General features: G+C 58.1%; 21 protein-coding genes. 2 read left to right on the forward strand and 19 right to left on the reverse strand.

Annotated elements, in window-relative coordinates; translation table 11 throughout:
- Nucleotides 1-234: 234 nt before the first annotated feature.
- The 19 genes from queE to SCT_RS06090 all read right to left on the reverse strand — a co-directional run bounded on the left by queE (nt 235) and on the right by SCT_RS06090 (nt 15,181).
- A complete protein-coding gene (gene queE / locus SCT_RS06000; RefSeq protein ID WP_237759617.1) occupies nt 235-903 on the reverse strand; it encodes a 7-carboxy-7-deazaguanine synthase QueE in 669 nt (222 codons plus the stop codon).
- Entirely contained in the window at nt 887-1,624 is a 738-nt protein-coding gene (gene ybgF, locus SCT_RS06005) for a tol-pal system protein YbgF (protein ID WP_237759618.1), read from the reverse strand. The genes queE and ybgF overlap by 17 nt, the downstream gene beginning before the upstream one ends.
- A 50-nt stretch (nt 1,625-1,674) precedes the next feature.
- Complete coding sequence (pal, locus tag SCT_RS06010) at nt 1,675-2,193, reverse strand: peptidoglycan-associated lipoprotein Pal (protein WP_059420405.1); 519 nt, start codon at nt 2,191-2,193, stop codon at nt 1,675-1,677.
- A 41-nt stretch (nt 2,194-2,234) separates the two neighbouring features.
- The gene (tolB, locus tag SCT_RS06015; RefSeq protein WP_059420407.1) at nt 2,235-3,518 is read right to left on the reverse strand and encodes a Tol-Pal system beta propeller repeat protein TolB; all 1,284 of its coding nucleotides are present in this window, start codon (nt 3,516-3,518) and stop codon (nt 2,235-2,237) included.
- Nucleotides 3,519-3,612: 94 nt separating this feature from the next.
- Nucleotides 3,613-4,392: a cell envelope integrity protein TolA gene (tolA, locus tag SCT_RS06020; RefSeq protein WP_059420408.1), complete on the reverse strand. Its 780-nt coding sequence runs from the start codon at nt 4,390-4,392 to the stop codon at nt 3,613-3,615.
- The gene (tolR, locus tag SCT_RS06025) at nt 4,392-4,808 is read right to left on the reverse strand and encodes a protein TolR (protein ID WP_059420410.1); all 417 of its coding nucleotides are present in this window, start codon (nt 4,806-4,808) and stop codon (nt 4,392-4,394) included. Before tolR ends, tolA begins: the two co-directional genes overlap by 1 nt.
- The gene (gene tolQ / locus SCT_RS06030) at nt 4,808-5,488 is read right to left on the reverse strand and encodes a protein TolQ (RefSeq protein WP_059420412.1); all 681 of its coding nucleotides are present in this window, start codon (nt 5,486-5,488) and stop codon (nt 4,808-4,810) included. Before tolQ ends, tolR begins: the two co-directional genes overlap by 1 nt.
- Nucleotides 5,485-5,886: a tol-pal system-associated acyl-CoA thioesterase gene (gene ybgC, locus SCT_RS06035; protein WP_059420414.1), complete on the reverse strand. Its 402-nt coding sequence runs from the start codon at nt 5,884-5,886 to the stop codon at nt 5,485-5,487. Before ybgC ends, tolQ begins: the two co-directional genes overlap by 4 nt.
- Complete coding sequence (ruvB, locus tag SCT_RS06040) at nt 5,886-6,941, reverse strand: Holliday junction branch migration DNA helicase RuvB (protein ID WP_009206539.1); 1,056 nt, start codon at nt 6,939-6,941, stop codon at nt 5,886-5,888. The genes ybgC and ruvB overlap by 1 nt, the downstream gene beginning before the upstream one ends.
- Nucleotides 6,938-7,525, reverse strand: coding sequence for a Holliday junction branch migration protein RuvA (ruvA, locus tag SCT_RS06045; protein ID WP_059420416.1), 588 nt, complete (start codon nt 7,523-7,525; stop codon nt 6,938-6,940). Before ruvA ends, ruvB begins: the two co-directional genes overlap by 4 nt.
- Nucleotides 7,525-8,043: a crossover junction endodeoxyribonuclease RuvC gene (gene ruvC, locus SCT_RS06050; RefSeq protein WP_059420418.1), complete on the reverse strand. Its 519-nt coding sequence runs from the start codon at nt 8,041-8,043 to the stop codon at nt 7,525-7,527. The genes ruvA and ruvC overlap by 1 nt, the downstream gene beginning before the upstream one ends.
- A gap of 3 nt (nt 8,044-8,046) precedes the next feature.
- Nucleotides 8,047-8,775 (reverse strand): YebC/PmpR family DNA-binding transcriptional regulator, encoded by a 729-nt coding sequence (locus SCT_RS06055; protein WP_059420419.1) that lies wholly within the window; start codon nt 8,773-8,775, stop codon nt 8,047-8,049.
- A gap of 64 nt (nt 8,776-8,839) precedes the next feature.
- A complete protein-coding gene (clsB, locus tag SCT_RS06060) occupies nt 8,840-10,006 on the reverse strand; it encodes a cardiolipin synthase ClsB (protein WP_059420420.1) in 1,167 nt (388 codons plus the stop codon).
- 4 nt (nt 10,007-10,010) lie between these two features.
- A complete protein-coding gene (locus SCT_RS06065; protein WP_059420423.1) occupies nt 10,011-10,769 on the reverse strand; it encodes an endonuclease/exonuclease/phosphatase family protein in 759 nt (252 codons plus the stop codon).
- 103 nt (nt 10,770-10,872) lie between these two features.
- Nucleotides 10,873-11,970 carry a quinolinate synthase NadA gene (nadA, locus tag SCT_RS06070; RefSeq protein WP_059420424.1) on the reverse strand — a complete coding sequence of 366 codons (1,098 nt, stop codon included), beginning with the start codon at nt 11,968-11,970 and terminating at the stop codon, nt 10,873-10,875.
- 8 nt (nt 11,971-11,978) lie between these two features.
- Complete coding sequence (nudB, locus tag SCT_RS06075; protein WP_059420509.1) at nt 11,979-12,428, reverse strand: dihydroneopterin triphosphate diphosphatase; 450 nt, start codon at nt 12,426-12,428, stop codon at nt 11,979-11,981.
- Nucleotides 12,429-12,459: 31 nt separating this feature from the next.
- A complete protein-coding gene (gene aspS, locus SCT_RS06080) occupies nt 12,460-14,256 on the reverse strand; it encodes an aspartate--tRNA ligase (protein WP_059420430.1) in 1,797 nt (598 codons plus the stop codon).
- 49 nt (nt 14,257-14,305) lie between these two features.
- The gene (locus tag SCT_RS06085; RefSeq protein WP_059420433.1) at nt 14,306-14,929 is read right to left on the reverse strand and encodes a DUF502 domain-containing protein; all 624 of its coding nucleotides are present in this window, start codon (nt 14,927-14,929) and stop codon (nt 14,306-14,308) included.
- Nucleotides 14,930-15,181, reverse strand: coding sequence for an FmdB family zinc ribbon protein (locus SCT_RS06090; RefSeq protein WP_059420435.1), 252 nt, complete (start codon nt 15,179-15,181; stop codon nt 14,930-14,932). It abuts the gene before it with no gap.
- Nucleotides 15,182-15,347: 166 nt separating this feature from the next.
- Between SCT_RS06090 and SCT_RS06095 the strand changes: the two genes are divergently transcribed.
- Both SCT_RS06095 and SCT_RS06100 read left to right on the forward strand, forming a co-directional pair.
- Nucleotides 15,348-16,349, forward strand: coding sequence for an AI-2E family transporter (locus tag SCT_RS06095; RefSeq protein ID WP_059420438.1), 1,002 nt, complete (start codon nt 15,348-15,350; stop codon nt 16,347-16,349).
- Between the two features lie 2 nt (nt 16,350-16,351).
- Entirely contained in the window at nt 16,352-16,702 is a 351-nt protein-coding gene (locus SCT_RS06100; protein ID WP_059420441.1) for a YkgJ family cysteine cluster protein, read from the forward strand.
- Nucleotides 16,703-16,716 lie beyond the last annotated feature (14 nt).

Raw genomic sequence — 16,716 nt, forward strand, 5'->3', positions numbered from 1 at the left:
GGCTGTTTCAGGCTAATTCCGGTGGAAAAAAGCCTGATGCCGCAATATGTTTAATTCGAGGTCCTGAATGATGACTTGTTCAGGGCTTCCTTAGCTGCTTTATCGCGTAACCCAACAAACCTAATTTTCCTTGAAAATATTGGTTTCGCCTGGAGGCGCCTACTTTTGGTGAAGCTTGGGTTTGTTGGGTTACGGCGCAAAAAACCGCGCCTAACCCAACCTACATTTCAGGACTTATTTCCCTCGCCCCTCGCCCCACAAGTGTTTATGCAGCTGGATTTGCAGCCGAACCGGCAAGTTGTCACGCAGTATCCAGTCCGCCAGCCTGGCTGGCTCGAGTTGGCCTTGGGAGACTGAAAGCAGCACCGGACAGCGGTCAGCGACACGCTTCTCACTCAGCACTTGTTTCGCCCACCGATAATCTTCTTCGCCGCATAGCACGAATTTGACTTCGTCCTGCGGTGTCAGCAGTTCCAGATTTTTCCAGCGATTTTTTTCAGCCTCACCTGAATCTGGTGTTTTGATATCCAGGATCCGGGAAACACGGGCATCGACTTTGGAAATATCCATCGCCCCCCCGGTTTCCAGCGACACCGAATAGCCCACATCGCAAAGCTGCTGCAATAGCGGCAGGCAATTCTTCTGGGCCAGCGGTTCGCCACCGGTCACGGTGACATAGCGGGTGTGAAACTGCGCCACCTTGTCGAGGATTTCCGGCAGTGTCAGGGTTTCCCCTTCATGAAAAGCGTAAGAGGTATCGCAGTAGGTACAGCGTAGCGGACAGCCGGTCAGCCGGATGAATACCGTAGGCAATCCGGCGCGACTGGTTTCGCCTTGAAGAGAATGGAATATCTCATTGATCCGCAGGCTGAGCTGCGGTACTGCGCTATTTGGTACTGGCAAGACGCTTCTTCGCCAGCTCTGCGGCATTACTGAGCGGATATTTCGACACGATATTTTTGAGTGTCTTTTTCGCTTCAGATGCATCGCCCAAGCCTTGCTGGCAACTGGCGATATTCAACATAGCATCCGGCACCTTGGTGCTGCCTGGATACTGGCTGACCAGTTTCTGTTGATTAGCGATGGCGCTCTTGTAATCGCGCAGATTAAAGTAGGAATTACCGATCCAGTAGTAGGCACTGGGGGCAAGCTGACTGTTGGGGTGCACGCCGACAAAGCTCTGAAAGCTGTCGATGGCCCCTTGATAATTGCCCGACTTGAATAAACCCAAGGCGGCGTCATACGCACTGGATTCATCAGCAGTAACCGTGCCAACCGGTGCCGGGTCGGAGGAAGCCGGCTTGGCGGAATCCACCTGTCCCGGAGCATCCGCGGCAACTCCGCCAACATTCTCCAGCTTGCGCAGGCGGCTGTCGAGATCGACATAAAGATCGCGCTGCCGCTTTTGTGTGGTTTCAATATCGTGGGTATGGACCTCGATCTGCCCGCGCAATGCGGCCAAGTCGGACTTGAGCGCGTCCAGTTGGGACAGCACCCCCACCCCTTGAGAGCGCGTGGTGTTTTCCATTTGCGCGACGCGCTCCTCCATTCCCTGAATTTGCTGCTGCAGCGCCGCAATTTTATGGTGGGCTTCGTCGTCCGAAAACAGACCAGCGGTACTCAACGAAGCCCACCCCAAAGACAAGGTCAGGAAAAGCGCAATTCGAAGCATTATTACTCGCCCTGGTAAACGATATCTGAGCGACGGTTTTCCTTCCAGCAGGATTCGTCATGGCAGGTAGTGCGGGGTTTCTCTTCGCCAAAGCTGATGACCTCGATCTGGCTGTCGGACGCGCCCATCACATTCATCACTTTCCTTACGCTGTCGGCACGACGATTGCCCAGGGCAATGTTGTACTCGCGGCTGCCGCGTTCGTCGCAATTGCCCTGTACTGCAACCTTGGCGGCCTTATTGCCGGTCAAATACTTGGCATGCGCCTCGACCATCGGCTTGTATTCATCCTTCACGTCAGACTTATCGAAATCGTAATACACGCTGCGCTTGGAGAGGATGTTGTTGGGATCTTTCAGGGGATTGGCCGCCACCGTCTGCTGACCAGCAGGCTTGGTATCCGCACCCGCCTGAGTCGCCGTTCTGTCCTCGACCGCCGCCTTGGGCTGGTCCTTCACGTCCTGGCCGGCGCAGCCTGCCAACAAGCTAACCAACAAAGTGCTGAACAATATCTTTTTCATCTTTTCTACTCTCCCGATTTAGTCAACTTAACTTGAGAAATTTACTGATTCTTCAACAACGGGCCCCACTCTGGCTCGCGCACATCGCCAGCCTGGGTGGACAGCCTCTGCTTCACCCGACCATCGCTCGAAACCGCAGCAAGTATCCCGCGCCCTCCAATTTCAGTGGCGTATAGTAGCATTTTGCCGTTCGGCGCGAAACTGGGGGATTCGTCCATGCGCGTATCCGTCAGCAATTGCATCTGTCCAGACGCCAAGTCCTGCAGGGCCACATGAAAGGAAGAACCGCTGACGCGCTGGATAAAGGTGAAACTCTTGCCATCCGGGCTGAAGTGGGGAGAAACATTGTAATTGCCCTCGAAAGTCAGGCGCTGCGCACCGCTGCCGCTAACCGACATGCGGTAGATCTGCGGGCTGCCGCCCCGGTCCGAAGTGAATATGATAGAGGTGCCGTCCGGCGAAAATGACGGCTCGGTATCGATGCCTGAGCTGTAGCTCACGCGTTTAACACCGCTACCGTCGGCATTGATCAGATAAATCTGCGAACTGCCTTCCTTGGTCAGCACAATGGCAAGCTGCTTGCCGTCCGGCGACCATGCCGGCGCACTGTTGTTGCCCTTGAATTGGGCTAGCACCTGACGTTGGCCGCTGACCAGCGATTGAACGTAAATGATCGGTTTTTTCCGCTCGAACGAAACATAAGCCAGCTTGGTGCCGTCCGGCGACCATGAGGGGGAAATAATCGGCTCTTTGGAAGCCAGCACCGTCTGCGCGCCGTAGCCGTCAGCATCCGCCACTTGCAACTCGTAACGCGGGCCACTCTTGACAATATAGGCAATACGGGTGCTGAACACACCGACATCACCGGTGAGTTTCTCGTAAATCAGGTCGGCAATCTTGTGCGCAGTGGCGCGCACCAGGGTGCGATCAATCACATAGCTGTAAGCGTCGAGCTGCGCCTGTTTCACCGCATCGAGCAGGCGGAAGCGCACCTCCAGTTTGCCGTCGGGTCGCGACAATACGCTGCCGATCGCCAATGCATCAGCGCCGCGCGTGCGCCAGTCCGGGTAATTCACCTCCGCCAGTTCGTGCGGCTCGGGCTTCACCCCGGCGGCATCGACAATTTTGAACAGACCGCTACGCTGCAAATCCGCTGCAATCACAGCAGTAATGCCCTGCGGCAGGGCGCTTTCGCCGGCAAATGGCACGACCGAAATCGGTATCTGGTTGGCACCGCTGCCGACGATTTCGATGGTAAGAGCCGCATGGGCGAATGGTGCAAGCAACAGCCACGCTGCGCCTATCAGTAACTTTCTTAATATCATTCCAATTCCCTTAAATTCGGTGAGGGGTAAGAAGGTGAAGTGAGAGGCGGAAGGTAAAAACCTTCATGCTCTACGCCTCACGCCTCACCATTTTTTATTCGTTCGGTCGAAATTTTAACTTCAACTCCCTGAACCGCCCGATCAGCGAAGGATCGGTGGGCAGAGGCAAAGGCGAAGCTTTGCGTATGGCTCGCTCCACTGCGTTATCGTAGGCCGGGTTGCCGCTGCTACGCGTCAACTTCACATTTAACACCTCGCCCGTCGGTATCAAAGAGACTTCGAACTCGGCCTGCGGGTTCCCAACTATATCCGGCGGCATCACAATGAAGCGCCGGATATGACTGCTGATCCGGCCAATCGCGTCGTTCATCAGGCGCTGGGATGCTGCCTGGGCAGCCGCCTGCTGGCGCGCCGCCTCTGCTGCCTCCCGCTGCTTGTTCAATGTTATCTGTTCGGCTTCGAGCATGGCATGTTGTACCTTCAGCGCCTGCTCTTTCAGCTTTTTCTCTGCTTCGGCCTTTTTTTTCTCTGCTTCGGCCTTTTTCTTCTCTTCTTCCTTACGCTTTTTTTCCTTCTCTTTTTCTTTATCTTTAAGCTCGATGTCGGCCTTGACCGGCTTGGGTTGCTCCAACTTGGGAACAGGCTTGGGTTGAGGCTTAGGCTCCGGCCGCGTTACAGGTTCGGGTTCGGGTTTGGGCACCACTTTGGGGGCGGGAGCAGACACGCTGCTCCACAGCTCGGCCATCACCGGAGAGGCCTCCTTCGTCTGCCAGTTAACGCCGAACACCAGCACAGCGGCAAATATCAGATGCACCAGGACAGCCAGTGCAATCGCCCATTTCCGGCCTGGATCCTTACGTTCGGCTGGTGGCATTATCCCGCCCTGGGCTTGGCCAGGAGCCCGACTTTTTTCACCTGATTACTCTGCAGCACGTCCATCACCTTCAGCACTTCCTCGTAACGTACACTTTTATCCGCCGAGATCACCACCGCCTGCTCGGGATTGCGCCCCTGCTGTTCCCGAACCGCATCGACCAGATCTTCCCGACTGATTTTGTGCGCTGTATTCGATTTTTCCAGGTCGCGCAGGTACAGGCTGTTGTCCTTGCGAATCTCCACTTCCAGCGGCGCCACCGGGGGCTTGAGCGACTGCCCGACCGAGGGCAGTTCGATCTGCCCCGGATTGATCAGGGGCGCCGTGACCATAAAAATGATCAGCAGCACCAGCATCACGTCGATGTAAGGCACGACGTTGATCTGGTTCATGAAACGGCGGGGGCGGCGGCTCATCAAGGGTTGGGCTGCCTTTGCAGGATATTGGAGAATTCCTCCATGAAGCTGTCGTAACGGGTCGCCAGCCGATCCACGTCATGGGAATAGCTATTGTAGGCGAGCACCGCCGGAATCGCCGCAAACAGGCCCATCGCCGTGGCGACCAGCGCTTCGGCGATGCCTGGCGCAACGTGCGCCAGAGTCGCCTGCACCACGTTAGAGAGGCCGCGGAAGGCATTCATGATGCCCCACACCGTACCGAACAGCCCGATGTAGGGGCTGACCGAACCGACCGAGGCAAGGAAGGCGAGGTGCCGTTCCAGCGCATCCAGCTCGCGCTGGCAGGCCGCGCGCATGGCGCGACGCGTGCCCTCCATGACGACGCTGATATCCATCCGCCCCTGGCGCTTGAGCTTGAGAAATTCTCTGTAGCCCGCCTCGAAGATTTTCTCCATGCCCACCACCGGCGTCCTGCCGGAATTGCTGCGCTGGTACAGGTTGTTGATGTCCGATCCGCTCCAGAAATCGTTCTCGAAATTATCCGCCTCACGGATTGCGGCTCGAATGGCAAACATTTTGCCGAAAATAAAATACCAGGATAAGCCCGAAGCCAGCAGCAGGATCAACAGAACCAGCTGCACCACGATACTGGCGTTGGTAATCAGACTCAAAAAAGACAGGTCTTGCGTAACGTTCACGATATCCTTTCAATTCTCTCTCTGACCGGGGCGGGAATTTGCACCGGCTTGAATGTTTGCCCATTGACGCAAACCACCTTGACGCGCGCCTTGACCAGCACGCCGTTTTCCGGATGCTCAGCCGTCTGATCAAGCTCGATCCAGCTGCGGCCTGCCTGATGAAAATTCACTGTCACCGTCAGCAGATCGTTAAACATCGCGGGGCGCAGGTATTCTATATGCACTTCGCGCACCACAAAAATGATTGAATGGTCACGCAACAACTCCGTCTGCTCAAAACCCTGGTCCCGCAACCATTCGGTACGGGCACGCTCCATGAACTTGAGGTAATTGGCGTAATACACCACGCCACCGGAATCGGTATCCTCGTAATAGACGCGCACCGGCCAGCGGAACATCACTGCTCCCACAGCTCGCCGTTCGGGTTCTTTGACGGCACCGCCAGCCCGAAATGCAGATAGGCTATCTGCGTTGCCACCCGACCGCGCGGCGTGCGCATCAAATAGCCCTGCTGAATCAGGTAGGGTTCGAGCACATCCTCGATGGTGTCGCGCTCCTCGCCGATGGCTGCCGCCAGGTTTTCCACCCCGACCGGGCCACCGCCGAACTTCTCCAGCACGGCCTGCAGCAGCTTGCGATCCATCATATCGAGACCAGCTTTGTCCACATCCAGCATAAAAAGCGCGGCATCAGCCACATCCCGCGTCACCTTGCCATCCGCCTTGACCTCGGCAAAATCGCGCACCCGGCGCAACAGGCGGTTGGCGATGCGCGGCGTACCACGTGAGCGCTTCGCGACTTCTACCGCACCATCGTCGGAAAGCTCGACATTCATCAACCGTGCTGAACGAGCCACGATCTGTTTCAGCTCGCCGTGAGTATAAAATTCCAGCCGCGCCACAATGCCGAAACGGTCGCGCAACGGGTTGGTCAGCATGCCGGCACGAGTCGTGGCGCCGACCAGCGTAAAGGGAGGAAGATCCAGCTTGACCGACCTCGCCGCCGGACCTTCGCCGATCATGATATCGAGCTGGAAGTCCTCCAGCGCCGGGTAGAGGATTTCCTCCACCACCGGGGAAAGCCGGTGAATTTCATCGATGAATAAAACATCGTGGGGTTCGAGATTGGTCAGCAGCGCAGCCAGATCGCCTGGCCGCTCCAGCACCGGACCGCTGGTCTGGCGCAGGTTGACGCCCATTTCACGGGCGATGATGTGCGCCAGGGTGGTCTTGCCCAGACCAGGCGGTCCGAACAGCAGCACGTGGTCGAGTGATTCGCTGCGACCGCGCGCCGCCTGGATAAAAATTTCCAGTTGCTCGCGTGCCTTCTCCTGACCAACGTATTCTTCCAGCAGCTTGGGGCGCAAGGCTCGCTCGGCCGCTTCTTCATGGGAAGAAATCGGCGCAGCGGAAATAATGCGGTTGCCAGCCTTGAGGTTGTCGGTTTCGATCATGCCTTGGATAGGAATTTAAGAGCCTGACGGATGCTGTCGGACACGTCCAGGTTGGCGGGCAGTTGCTTCACTGCCCAGTTCGCTTCGCGCTCATTATAACCCAGCGCCAGTAACGCATCCAAAACGTCGTTGCGAATGGCTGGGCCGGGTTCGGTTCCGGAAGTCAGCAAAGCCGCCGCCGCGCCCGGCAGTTTATCGCGCAGCTCCAGTAGCAGGCGCTCGGCGGTTTTCTTGCCGATACCCGGAATCTTGGTCAGCCGGCCCACTTCCTGGGCGGCGACGACATGGGACAACTCCGCGACCGACATACCACTCAGAATAGTCAGCGCCAACTTCGGTCCGACTCCACTAATTTTAAGCAGCTGCCTGAAAGCGGCGCGCTCGTCGTGGGTGGAGAATCCATAGAGCTGATGGGCATCCTCGCGTACGATCAGCTGGGTGTGCAGTGCGATTTTTTCGCCGATGGCGGGAAGATTGTAGAAGGTGCTCATTGGCACGTCGATTTCATAACCGACCCCGCCCACATCCACCAGAACCAGAGGGGGATGCTTTTCGAGCAGGATGCCTGCGATTCTGCCTATCATTAGACCAGCCTTCCATTCTTCATCCGGAAACCGGCGGTTGCCAGCTTGCCCAACCCCTGTCCGCCATGGGCGTGGCAGATGGCACAAGCCAATGCGTCCGCCGCATCGGCCTGGGGGTCACCCTCGAGTTTCAACAAGCGTCTGACCATATCCTGCACCTGCTCCTTGGCCGCATGGCCGTTGCCGACCACGGCTTGCTTCACCTGCAGGGCGGTGTATTCCGCCACCGGCAAATCCTTGAGAATTGCGGCGCAGATCGCGGCACCGCGAGCTTGTCCCAGTAGCAGAGTGGACTGGGGATTGACGTTGACGAAGACTTTTTCCACCACCACCTGCTCAGGATTGTAAGAAGCGATCACTTCGCCCAGGCCATCAATAATCGATTTCAGCCGTTGCGGCAACTCCCCGGTCGGTGTACGTATGCAACCGCTGGCAACGTAAACCAGCTGCTGGCCAAGCTTGTCGATCACCCCAAATCCTGTCACGCGCAAACCGGGATCGATACCGAGGATACGGATGATTTATTCCTCGTCCATGACGGCAGTGGTATACACCTCCTGCACGTCATCGAGGCTCTCCAGGGCGTCGAGCAGTTTCTGCATTTTTACCGCATCGTCACCGGTGAGCTCGTTTTCGCTGGCAGGTTTCATGGTGACCTCGCCCACTTCGGGCTGCAGGCCTGCCTTGACCAGTGCTTCCTTGACGGCGGCGAACTCGTAGGGATCGGTGACCACCTCGATACTGCCATCTTCATTCGTAACCACGTCCTCGGCGCCCGCTTCCAGCGCCGCTTCCATCAGCTTGTCCTCGTCCGTACCGGGTGCGAAAAGCATCTGCCCGCAATGCTTGAACAGAAACGCTACCGAGCCGTCCGTACCGAGATTGCCGCCGTGCTTGGAGAAAGCGTGACGCACGTCAGCCACGGTGCGGGTCTTGTTGTCGGTCAGACATTCCACCATCACCGCCACGCCAGCCGGGCCATAACCCTCGTAGCGCAGTTCCTCGTAGTTCACGCCCTCGAGGTCGCCGGTGCCGCGCTTGATGGCGCGCTCGACGTTGTCCTTGGGCATGTTGTTCTCATAGGCCTTGTCCACCGCCAGGCGCAGGCGCGGATTGCAACTGATGTCGCCGCCGCCCATCTTGGCGGCAACGGTGATTTCCTTGATAAGGCGGGTGAAAATCTTGCCGCGCTTGGCGTCCGTCGCGGCTTTCTTGTGCTTGATGTTCGCCCACTTACTGTGACCGGCCATAAATCCCTCGGCATTCTTTGCAAAACACGAATATTAGCATTTCCAGCCCGCCTTTATAAAGGCATCAGGCTTCTTCATAGCGACGCGCATAGCCGGCCATGCCCATCAGGAAGCGTACCATGCCGTAGCTCACCCACGCCATGAAGCGCTGGTAATACGGCTGCTGCTTCCAGTGATCGGCCATGATCTGCTGCGCACCCTCGCTGATCGCCTGCAGCAAACTGTCCCGCAGCGTTCCGGCGAAGTCGGCGTCGAGCGCTACAACATTGGCTTCCCGCGCCAGCATCAGGCTGAAAGGGTCAATGTTCGACGAGCCCACCGTAGCCCAGCGGCCGTCGATCACCGCCACCTTGGCATGGAGAAAGCTCTTGTGATAGCTGTAGATTTCGATGCCTGCACCGAGCAGCATGCCGTACAGGGCACGCGAGGCGTAATGCAGCAGAACGTATTCCACCCGCCCCTGCAGCAGCAGCACCACCCGCACTCCCCGCGCAGCGGCTTGGGCCAGCGCCTGCCTGAAGCGGCGTCCGGGCAGGAAATAGGCATTAGCGATGATGATCTCGCCCGTGGCCGAATCGATGGCATCGAGATAAGCGTTTTCGATATCACTCCGATGGCGGATGTTGTCGCGCCGAACGAAGGCAGCCTCGACTCTGCCACGCGGCGCAATATGCAGCGGTGCCCTGTGCCTCCGACTACGGCTACGGTGGCGGCGCAACTGCAGCCAGCCGATCAGAGCCCAGAGACGCCTGGCCGATTGATGTATGTCAGCCAGCAACGGCCCCTCCACCGAGACCGCATAATCGAAGCGCGGCGGAATCTGGCCAGGCGCATTTATGTCGTCGATGATATTGATGCCGCCGACGAAGGCAATGCGCGTATCGATCACCGCTATCTTGCGGTGCAGGCGGCGCAACCGGTGGCGTTTGAAACGGAGCGTAACATCGGGCCGGTAGAACATGATCTGCATCCCTGCCGCACGCATCTCATCGACCACCGCTCCTGACAGCGTTCTCGCCCCGAAGCCATCGAGCAGCAGGTGCACGGTCACACCCCGCCTGGCCGCCCGCATCAGTGCTTTACTGATCTGCCGACCGGTTGCATCATATTCGTAGATATAGGATTCCAGGAATATTTCACGGCGCGCATGGTCAATGGCAGTTTCGAGGGCCGGAAAATATTCCGCGCCGTTCATGAGGAGTGTCAGGCGATTGCCCGGTATCAGATCCATTGGCCTAGGGTTGTGCCCTGTGAACAATGGCGGATAACGCGGCATGATCGGAAATCTTCGACCACGGCCTGCCACTGTGCACTTCAGCAGCTGTCACGCGCAGCCCTCGCACGTAAATCCGGTCGAGCCGGAACATGGGTAGCGCCGCCGGGTAACTGCAGGCGGGTTTGCCCCTGATCGCACCGAACACCTCTTTCAGATGCATCTTGTGAGCCAGGGTGTCGCAGGCCTCGCTGCGCCAGTCATTGAAATCGCCGGCGATGATCAGCGGCGCGTGGGGCGGAACCAGACTCTCGATCCTGTCGCGCAATGCCGACAGCTGCACACGGCGCCCCTTGGAAAACAATCCGAAGTGAACGCACACACAATGCAGGGTTTCGTCCCAGCCCGGCATGCTCACTTCAACATGCAACAAGCCACGCTGCTCGAAGCGGTGGGCCGAGACATCGACATTTTCCGAACTGACGATCGGGAAACGACTCAGGATCGCGTTGCCATGATGTCCTTCAGGATAGACTGCGTTCTTGCCGTAAGCGTAATCCTCCCAGATGGAGTCTGCGAGAAACTCGTATTGGGACGCTTCGGGCCAGTTCTCGTGCTTCTCCGCATGGAGTTCGTGAGCGCCCACGACTTCCTGCAAAAAAACCAGGTCGGCATGAATGCCGCGCAACTGGTCGCGCAGCTCGTGCAGCACCATGCGCTGGTTGAACTGGGAAAATCCCTTGTGGATATTGTAAGTGACGATCCGAATCGCCTGTGTCATTTTGAATCAGCGAGGAGTCAGGAGTAAGAAGTGGGGAGTAAGATCAAAAATAACGCCATCGCCCGTTTTGCTCCTCACTACCAACCCCTCACTCCTCACTGAGTTAAGAAGCGTCCAGCATGCGCTGTAACGCCACCCGTGCCAGTTCGGCTTCCTCGGGCGGCACCTTGATGCGGTTCACAACCTGGCCGGCAACCAAGTTCTCCAGACACCAGGCCAGGTGCTGCGGATCGATGCGCGCCATGGTCGAGCACATGCACACGGTCGAGGCCATGAACTGGACGGTCTTGCCCTCGGCCTTGAACTGCTCCGCCAGACGGTTGACCAGATTCAGCTCGGTGCCCACCAGCCAGCGCGTACCGGGCTTGGCTGCGGCGACGGTCTTGATGATGTATTCGGTGGAGCCGACGTAATCCGACAGCTCGCACACCTCGAAACTGCATTCCGGGTGGGAAATCACCAGGCCGTCCGGATGCTCTTGGCGAAAGCGCTGGATATTGGCCGGCGTGAACATCTGATGCACCGAGCACAGCCCTTTCCACAGGATGATCTTGGCCTTCCTGACCTGCTCTGGCGTGAGCCCGCCAAGTGGCTGGTCCCAGTCCCACAGTACCATGTCTTCCAGCGGAATGCCCATCTTGTGGCCGCTCCAGCGACCCAGGTGCTGGTCGGGAAAGAACAGCACCTTCTCGCGCCGGGAAAACGACCATTCCAGAATCTTGGTGGCGTTGCTGGAGGTGCAGACGATGCCGCCGTGCTCGCCGCAGAAGGCTTTCAGGTCGGCCGCCGAGTTGATGTAGGTGACGGGGGTGAAGGTCTCATCGGGATCGAGCACAGTTTTCAGCTCGCGCCAGGCGCGTTCGACCCGGGCCAGCGTCGCCATGTCCGCCATCGAGCATCCCGCCGCCAGATCAGGCAGGATGGAGATCTGCTCGGGCCGCGACAGGATATCCGCCACCTCGGCCATGAAATGCACGCCGCAGAATACAATGTAGTCCGCTTCCGAATTGGCCGCCAGGCGCGATAGCTTGAGCGAATCGCCGGTGAAATCCGCATGCTGGAACACATCCGAGCGCTGGTAATGGTGACCCAGGATCACCAGGCGCTTGCCCAAGCTGGCCTTGGCTGCCAGGATGCGCTCCTGGCAGGCCGCGTCGGGAAGGTTCTGATATTCGGAAAAAGGAATCGCGGAATCGTTCATTGGTCTGCTCAGTCTCGTTTCACCATCTGCGGCAGCTTTTCCAGCGCCGCTGCATTGGTCCAGGAAAACACCTTTTTTGCTGCCTCTTCCCGCGACAGCCACATGTAATTCAAGTGCTCCATTGGCGCCAGAACCACATCCAGCGGGGCCGGCACTTCCAGCCCGAACACGTGTTCGGCGTTGCGAGTCACCCCCGGTGCATAGCGGTGGCGCCATTCTTCGAAGATTTCAAATTCAAACTGCAGGTTCCAGTCGGTAAGCGCATACTTCTCGACATCCAGACCGGTTTCCTCGCGCACTTCGCGCACTGCAGTCTGATGCAGGCTCTCTCCCGGATCGCAACTCCCCGTCACCGACTGCCAGTAGCCGGGATGATCAGCCCGCTCCAGCAACAGCACCTGCTGATCTGAAGTGTAGATCACCACCAGAACCGAGACGGGGATTTTATGCGTTTTCACCAACCGCTTTCACCGCAGAGGAGGCAGAAGTTTAATCAACTTTCTCCACTTCGACCTGGGTCTGCACCTGCTGGCGCAAACGAATGTGAAGCTCGCGCAGCTGCTTCTCGTCCACCGCGTTCGGCGCCTGAGTAAGCAGGCAGGAAGCACGCTGGGTTTTGGGGAAGGCGATCACATCGCGGATCGATTCCGCACCTGCCATCAGCGTGACCAGGCGATCCAGCCCAAGCGCCAAGCCGCCGTGAGGCGGTGCGCCGTATTGCAGGGCTTCGAGCAGGAAACCGAATTTTTCCTGCGCCTCCTCGGCGCTGATGTTGAGCGCCTGGAACACCTTGGACTGGATCTCCTGGCGGTGGATACGGATCGAGCCGCCACCCAATTCCCAGCCGTTGAGCACGAAATCGTAGGCCTTGGACAGCGCCTTGCCGGGGTCACTGGACAGCAACTCCTCGTGGCCTTCTGCGGGGGCGGTAAAGGGGTGATGCAGCGCTTGCCAGCGATTACCATCCTCGTCGCGTTCGAACATCGGGAAATCCACCACCCACAGCGGCTTCCAGGCGCCTTCGGCGAAGCCGCGCTCGTGGCCGATCTTGGCACGCAACGCGCCGAGCGCCTCGTTCACTACTTTCGCCGTGTCGGCGCCAAAGAAAATCAGGTCGCCGTCGGTTGCGCCGGTGCGCTCGATGACCGCCTTGAGCGCAGCGTCCGACAGGTTTTTGACGATCGGCGACTGGAGGCCTTCGCGGCCCTTGGCGACATCGTTGACCTTGATATAAGCCAGGCCCCTGGCGCCGTAGATGGCGACGAACTGGGTGTAGGCATCGATCTCGCCGCGGGTAATCTCGCTGCCCTTGGGCACGCGCAACGCGGCAACACGGCCGGTGGGTGAGTTGGCGGGAGCACTGAAGACTTTGAAGTCGACGTCCTTCATCACGTCGGTGAGGTCGGTCAGTTCCAGCGTCACGCGCAGGTCGGGCTTGTCCGAACCATAGCGACGCATCGCCTCGGCATAAGTCATGCGCGGGAAATCTGGCAAATCGACATCGAGCACGGTCTTGAACAAACGCCGCACCATGGTCTCGACCAGTTCGGTGATCTGCTGTTCGGTCAGGAACGAGGTCTCGATATCCACCTGGGTGAATTCAGGCTGGCGGTCGGCGCGCAGATCCTCGTCACGGAAGCATTTGACGATCTGGTAGTAGCGGTCGAAGCCGGACACCATCAAGAGCTGCTTGAACAGCTGCGGCGACTGGGGCAACGCATAGAAATGGCCGGGGTGAACACGGGACGGCACCAGGTAATCGCGCGCGCCTTCCGGGGTGGAGCGGGTCAGCATCGGCGTTTCCAGCTCGATGAAGCCCTGCTCGTCGAGGGCGTGACGCAGGGTCTTGGACACCTGATAGCGCAGCATCATGTTCTTCTGCATCGCCGGGCGGCGCAGGTCGAGGTAACGGTGCGTCAGGCGCACGGTTTCGCTCAGATTCTCGTCGTCCAGCTGAAAAGGAATGGGTGCCGATGCGTTCAGTATTTCGATTTCCTGCGCCAGCACCTCAATCTCGCCGGTGGAGAGATTCGGGTTGACCGTACCTTCCGGACGGTTGCGCACCAGGCCAGTGATTTTCAGCACGAACTCGTTGCGGATGGCCTCCGCCGTGGCGAAAGTCGCTGCACGGTCAGGGTCGCACACGACTTGAACCAGACCCTCGCGGTCGCGCAGGTCGATGAAAATCACCCCGCCATGGTCACGGCGGCGATGCGCCCAGCCGCACAGGGTAACGGTTTGATCTAAGTGGCTACGGTTAACGTCGCCGCAATAATGGGTTCGCATGCTCAATCCAATTTTGACTTAAGGAAAATAAAACGGGGAAACGCGGCTTTCAATTACCCGGATAGACCTGGGCGGGAGATTTCTTGTCGGCAGATGTCACCACCCCCATCGAGATGATGTACTTCAATGCATCATCCACGCTGATTCCGATTTCGATGGTCTCGCTCTTTTTGACGAAAAAATAAAACCCGTTGACCGGGCTGGGCGTGGTCGGAACGAACACACCCACATATTCGCCGTCCAGGCTGGAACCGACATCCCGGGGCAGATTGGTCTGGAATGCCAAAGACCACGCCTCGGGGTGAGGGTAACGCACCAGCAACACCTTGCGGAAAGCCTCGCCACTGCCCGAAAACAGCGTATCACTGACCTGCTTGACGCTGTAATAGATCGACTTCACCACCGGAATGCGCGCCAGCACGCTTTCCCAGAACCGGATCAGGCGCTGTCCGACGATGTTCGTGGTCAGCATGCCGGTGAGCAGGATCACGCCTATCGTCAGGATCGTGCCCAGGCCCGGCAGGGACATACCCAGCCAGCTTTCCGGCCGAAACGAAAAAGGCAACAGCAGAAGGCTCTGATCCATACTGCCGATCAGCAGCTTCAGCACCCATACGGTAATACCGAGCGGCACCCAGATCAGCAGCCCGGTGAGAAAATATCGCTTGAGCATCTAGCTGGCGCAGCTTCCGCCAGCGCAACAGGGTGGCGCGGCAGCCTTGGTTTCTTCCTTGGGCTTGGAACCGCCCTTGAAATCGGTCTGGTACCAGCCGCTACCCTTGAGCTGGAAGCCGGCAGCGGACAACATCTTGGCGAAAGTTTCCTGCTTGCACTCTGGGCAAGCGGTGAGCGGCACATCGCTCATTTTTTGTATGTATTCCTTCTGGAAACCGCAAGAAGAACAACGATATTCGTAAATTGGCATGGTACCCTCCAAAAAACAGGATTATATCTCAAATGCTTCTACAACGACTCTGCTTAAATATGGGGTGTTCCATATTTTACAAGGGATAACCCGTGAGGTCCCGTGCGAGTTATGCCGTTTCAGGCGATAATGGCCGATCATTAGCCCTGTCGCGCACGCACAAACAATGCCCATCACCCATCGCCAAACCGCCTGGCTGCTAGCCGCCCTTTCCCTGTTCCTGATACTCAAGCTCAAGCTGCTACCCGCGCTGCTGGTCGGCCTGCTGGTTTACCACATGATCCATTTTATCGCCTCCCGGTTCGCGATTGGCAGGCTCTCCGGCAGAAATGCCAAGATCCTGTCTGTCGTCCTGGTTGCCGGGCTGGTGATCACCCTGCTCGTCGCCGGCGTCATCGGCATACTCACCCTCCTTCGTGCCGAGGGCGGCGGCCCCGCTGCCTTCATGGCAAAGCTGGCCGGAATCCTGGAATCTTCCCGCTCATCCCTGCCCGAATGGATTTACAGCGCCCTGCCACATGATGGGGACGCACTAAAAATTCATCTTGCGGAATGGCTGCGCGGGCACTCCAGCGAACTGCAGATCATGGGCAAGGAAGCAGGGCACACTCTCGCCCATGTCCTGATCGGCATGATCATCGGCGCCATGCTTTCACTGTATGAAATGGTGGCCGTCGAAGTGCGAAAACCCTTTGTTTCCGCCCTTGCAGAACGCACCATAAAATTCAGCAACGCCTTCCGCAACATCGTCTTCGCCCAGGCGAAAATCGCCGCCGTCAACGCCTTCCTCACCTGGATTTACTTGGGTGTCGTACTGCCGCAGGTCGGCATCAATCTTCCTTTCGCCAGCACCCTGGTCATCGTCACTTTCGTCGCCGGCCTGATCCCCATCCTCGGCAACATCCTGTCGAATACCGCCATCGTCATCGTCAGCCTCGGCCACTCCTTCCAGATGGCGATGTCATCACTGCTATTCCTGGTGAGCATTCACAAACTGGAATACTTTCTCAACGCCAAAATTGTCGGCTCGCAAATCAAGGCCAACGCATGGGAACTGCTGACCGCCATGCTCGTCATGGAAGCGGCATTCGGCCTGCCGGGGCTGGTTGCGGCGCCGATTTATTACGCCTATCTCAAGAGCGAGCTGAAGGAAGGCGGGATGATCTGAAGATGCCGGTAGAAAACAACACCAACAATGTAGGCGATAGCCCGGTCATATCGTGCACCTCGTGCAAAGCCTGCTGCTGCCGGCTAGAGGTGATGCTGATGGGTGACGACGACATTCCGCCTGAATTGACGGAACAGGACCGGTGGGACGGATGGGTCATGGCGCGCCTTGACGACGGCTGGTGCGCGGCCCTGGACAGGGATACCATGCTGTGCACGATTTACGAGCGCCGACCGATGATTTGCCATGACTACCAGGTAGGCGACAGCGACTGTATCGAGGAGCGACAACTACACACGAATTCGAGTCTGGAATTGCAGGAGACACTCCGCCAATTCCAGACTACGGGTTGACGCGCTCTGCGCAA

It is taken from the genome of Sulfuricella sp. T08 (assembly GCF_000971475.1).
Lineage (GTDB): Bacteria > Pseudomonadota > Gammaproteobacteria > Burkholderiales > Sulfuricellaceae > Sulfuricella.

Coding starts and splice junctions, on each gene's coding strand:
- pal (WP_059420405.1), bottom strand. CDS start 2,193: ATGAAAAAGATATTGTTCAGCACTTTGTTGGTTAGCTTGTTGGCAGGC.
- tolB (WP_059420407.1), bottom strand. CDS start 3,518: ATGATATTAAGAAAGTTACTGATAGGCGCAGCGTGGCTGTTGCTTGCA.
- tolA (WP_059420408.1), bottom strand. CDS start 4,392: ATGCCACCAGCCGAACGTAAGGATCCAGGCCGGAAATGGGCGATTGCA.
- tolR (WP_059420410.1), bottom strand. CDS start 4,808: ATGAGCCGCCGCCCCCGCCGTTTCATGAACCAGATCAACGTCGTGCCT.
- ybgC (WP_059420414.1), bottom strand. CDS start 5,886: ATGTTCCGCTGGCCGGTGCGCGTCTATTACGAGGATACCGATTCCGGT.
- ruvB (WP_009206539.1), bottom strand. CDS start 6,941: ATGATCGAAACCGACAACCTCAAGGCTGGCAACCGCATTATTTCCGCT.
- ruvA (WP_059420416.1), bottom strand. CDS start 7,525: ATGATAGGCAGAATCGCAGGCATCCTGCTCGAAAAGCATCCCCCTCTG.
- SCT_RS06055 (WP_059420419.1), bottom strand. CDS start 8,775: ATGGCCGGTCACAGTAAGTGGGCGAACATCAAGCACAAGAAAGCCGCG.
- clsB (WP_059420420.1), bottom strand. CDS start 10,006: ATGGATCTGATACCGGGCAATCGCCTGACACTCCTCATGAACGGCGCG.
- SCT_RS06065 (WP_059420423.1), bottom strand. CDS start 10,769: ATGACACAGGCGATTCGGATCGTCACTTACAATATCCACAAGGGATTT.
- nadA (WP_059420424.1), bottom strand. CDS start 11,970: ATGAACGATTCCGCGATTCCTTTTTCCGAATATCAGAACCTTCCCGAC.
- aspS (WP_059420430.1), bottom strand. CDS start 14,256: ATGCGAACCCATTATTGCGGCGACGTTAACCGTAGCCACTTAGATCAA.
- SCT_RS06085 (WP_059420433.1), bottom strand. CDS start 14,929: ATGCTCAAGCGATATTTTCTCACCGGGCTGCTGATCTGGGTGCCGCTC.
- SCT_RS06090 (WP_059420435.1), bottom strand. CDS start 15,181: ATGCCAATTTACGAATATCGTTGTTCTTCTTGCGGTTTCCAGAAGGAA.
- SCT_RS06095 (WP_059420438.1), top strand. CDS start 15,348: ATGCCCATCACCCATCGCCAAACCGCCTGGCTGCTAGCCGCCCTTTCC.
- SCT_RS06100 (WP_059420441.1), top strand. CDS start 16,352: ATGCCGGTAGAAAACAACACCAACAATGTAGGCGATAGCCCGGTCATA.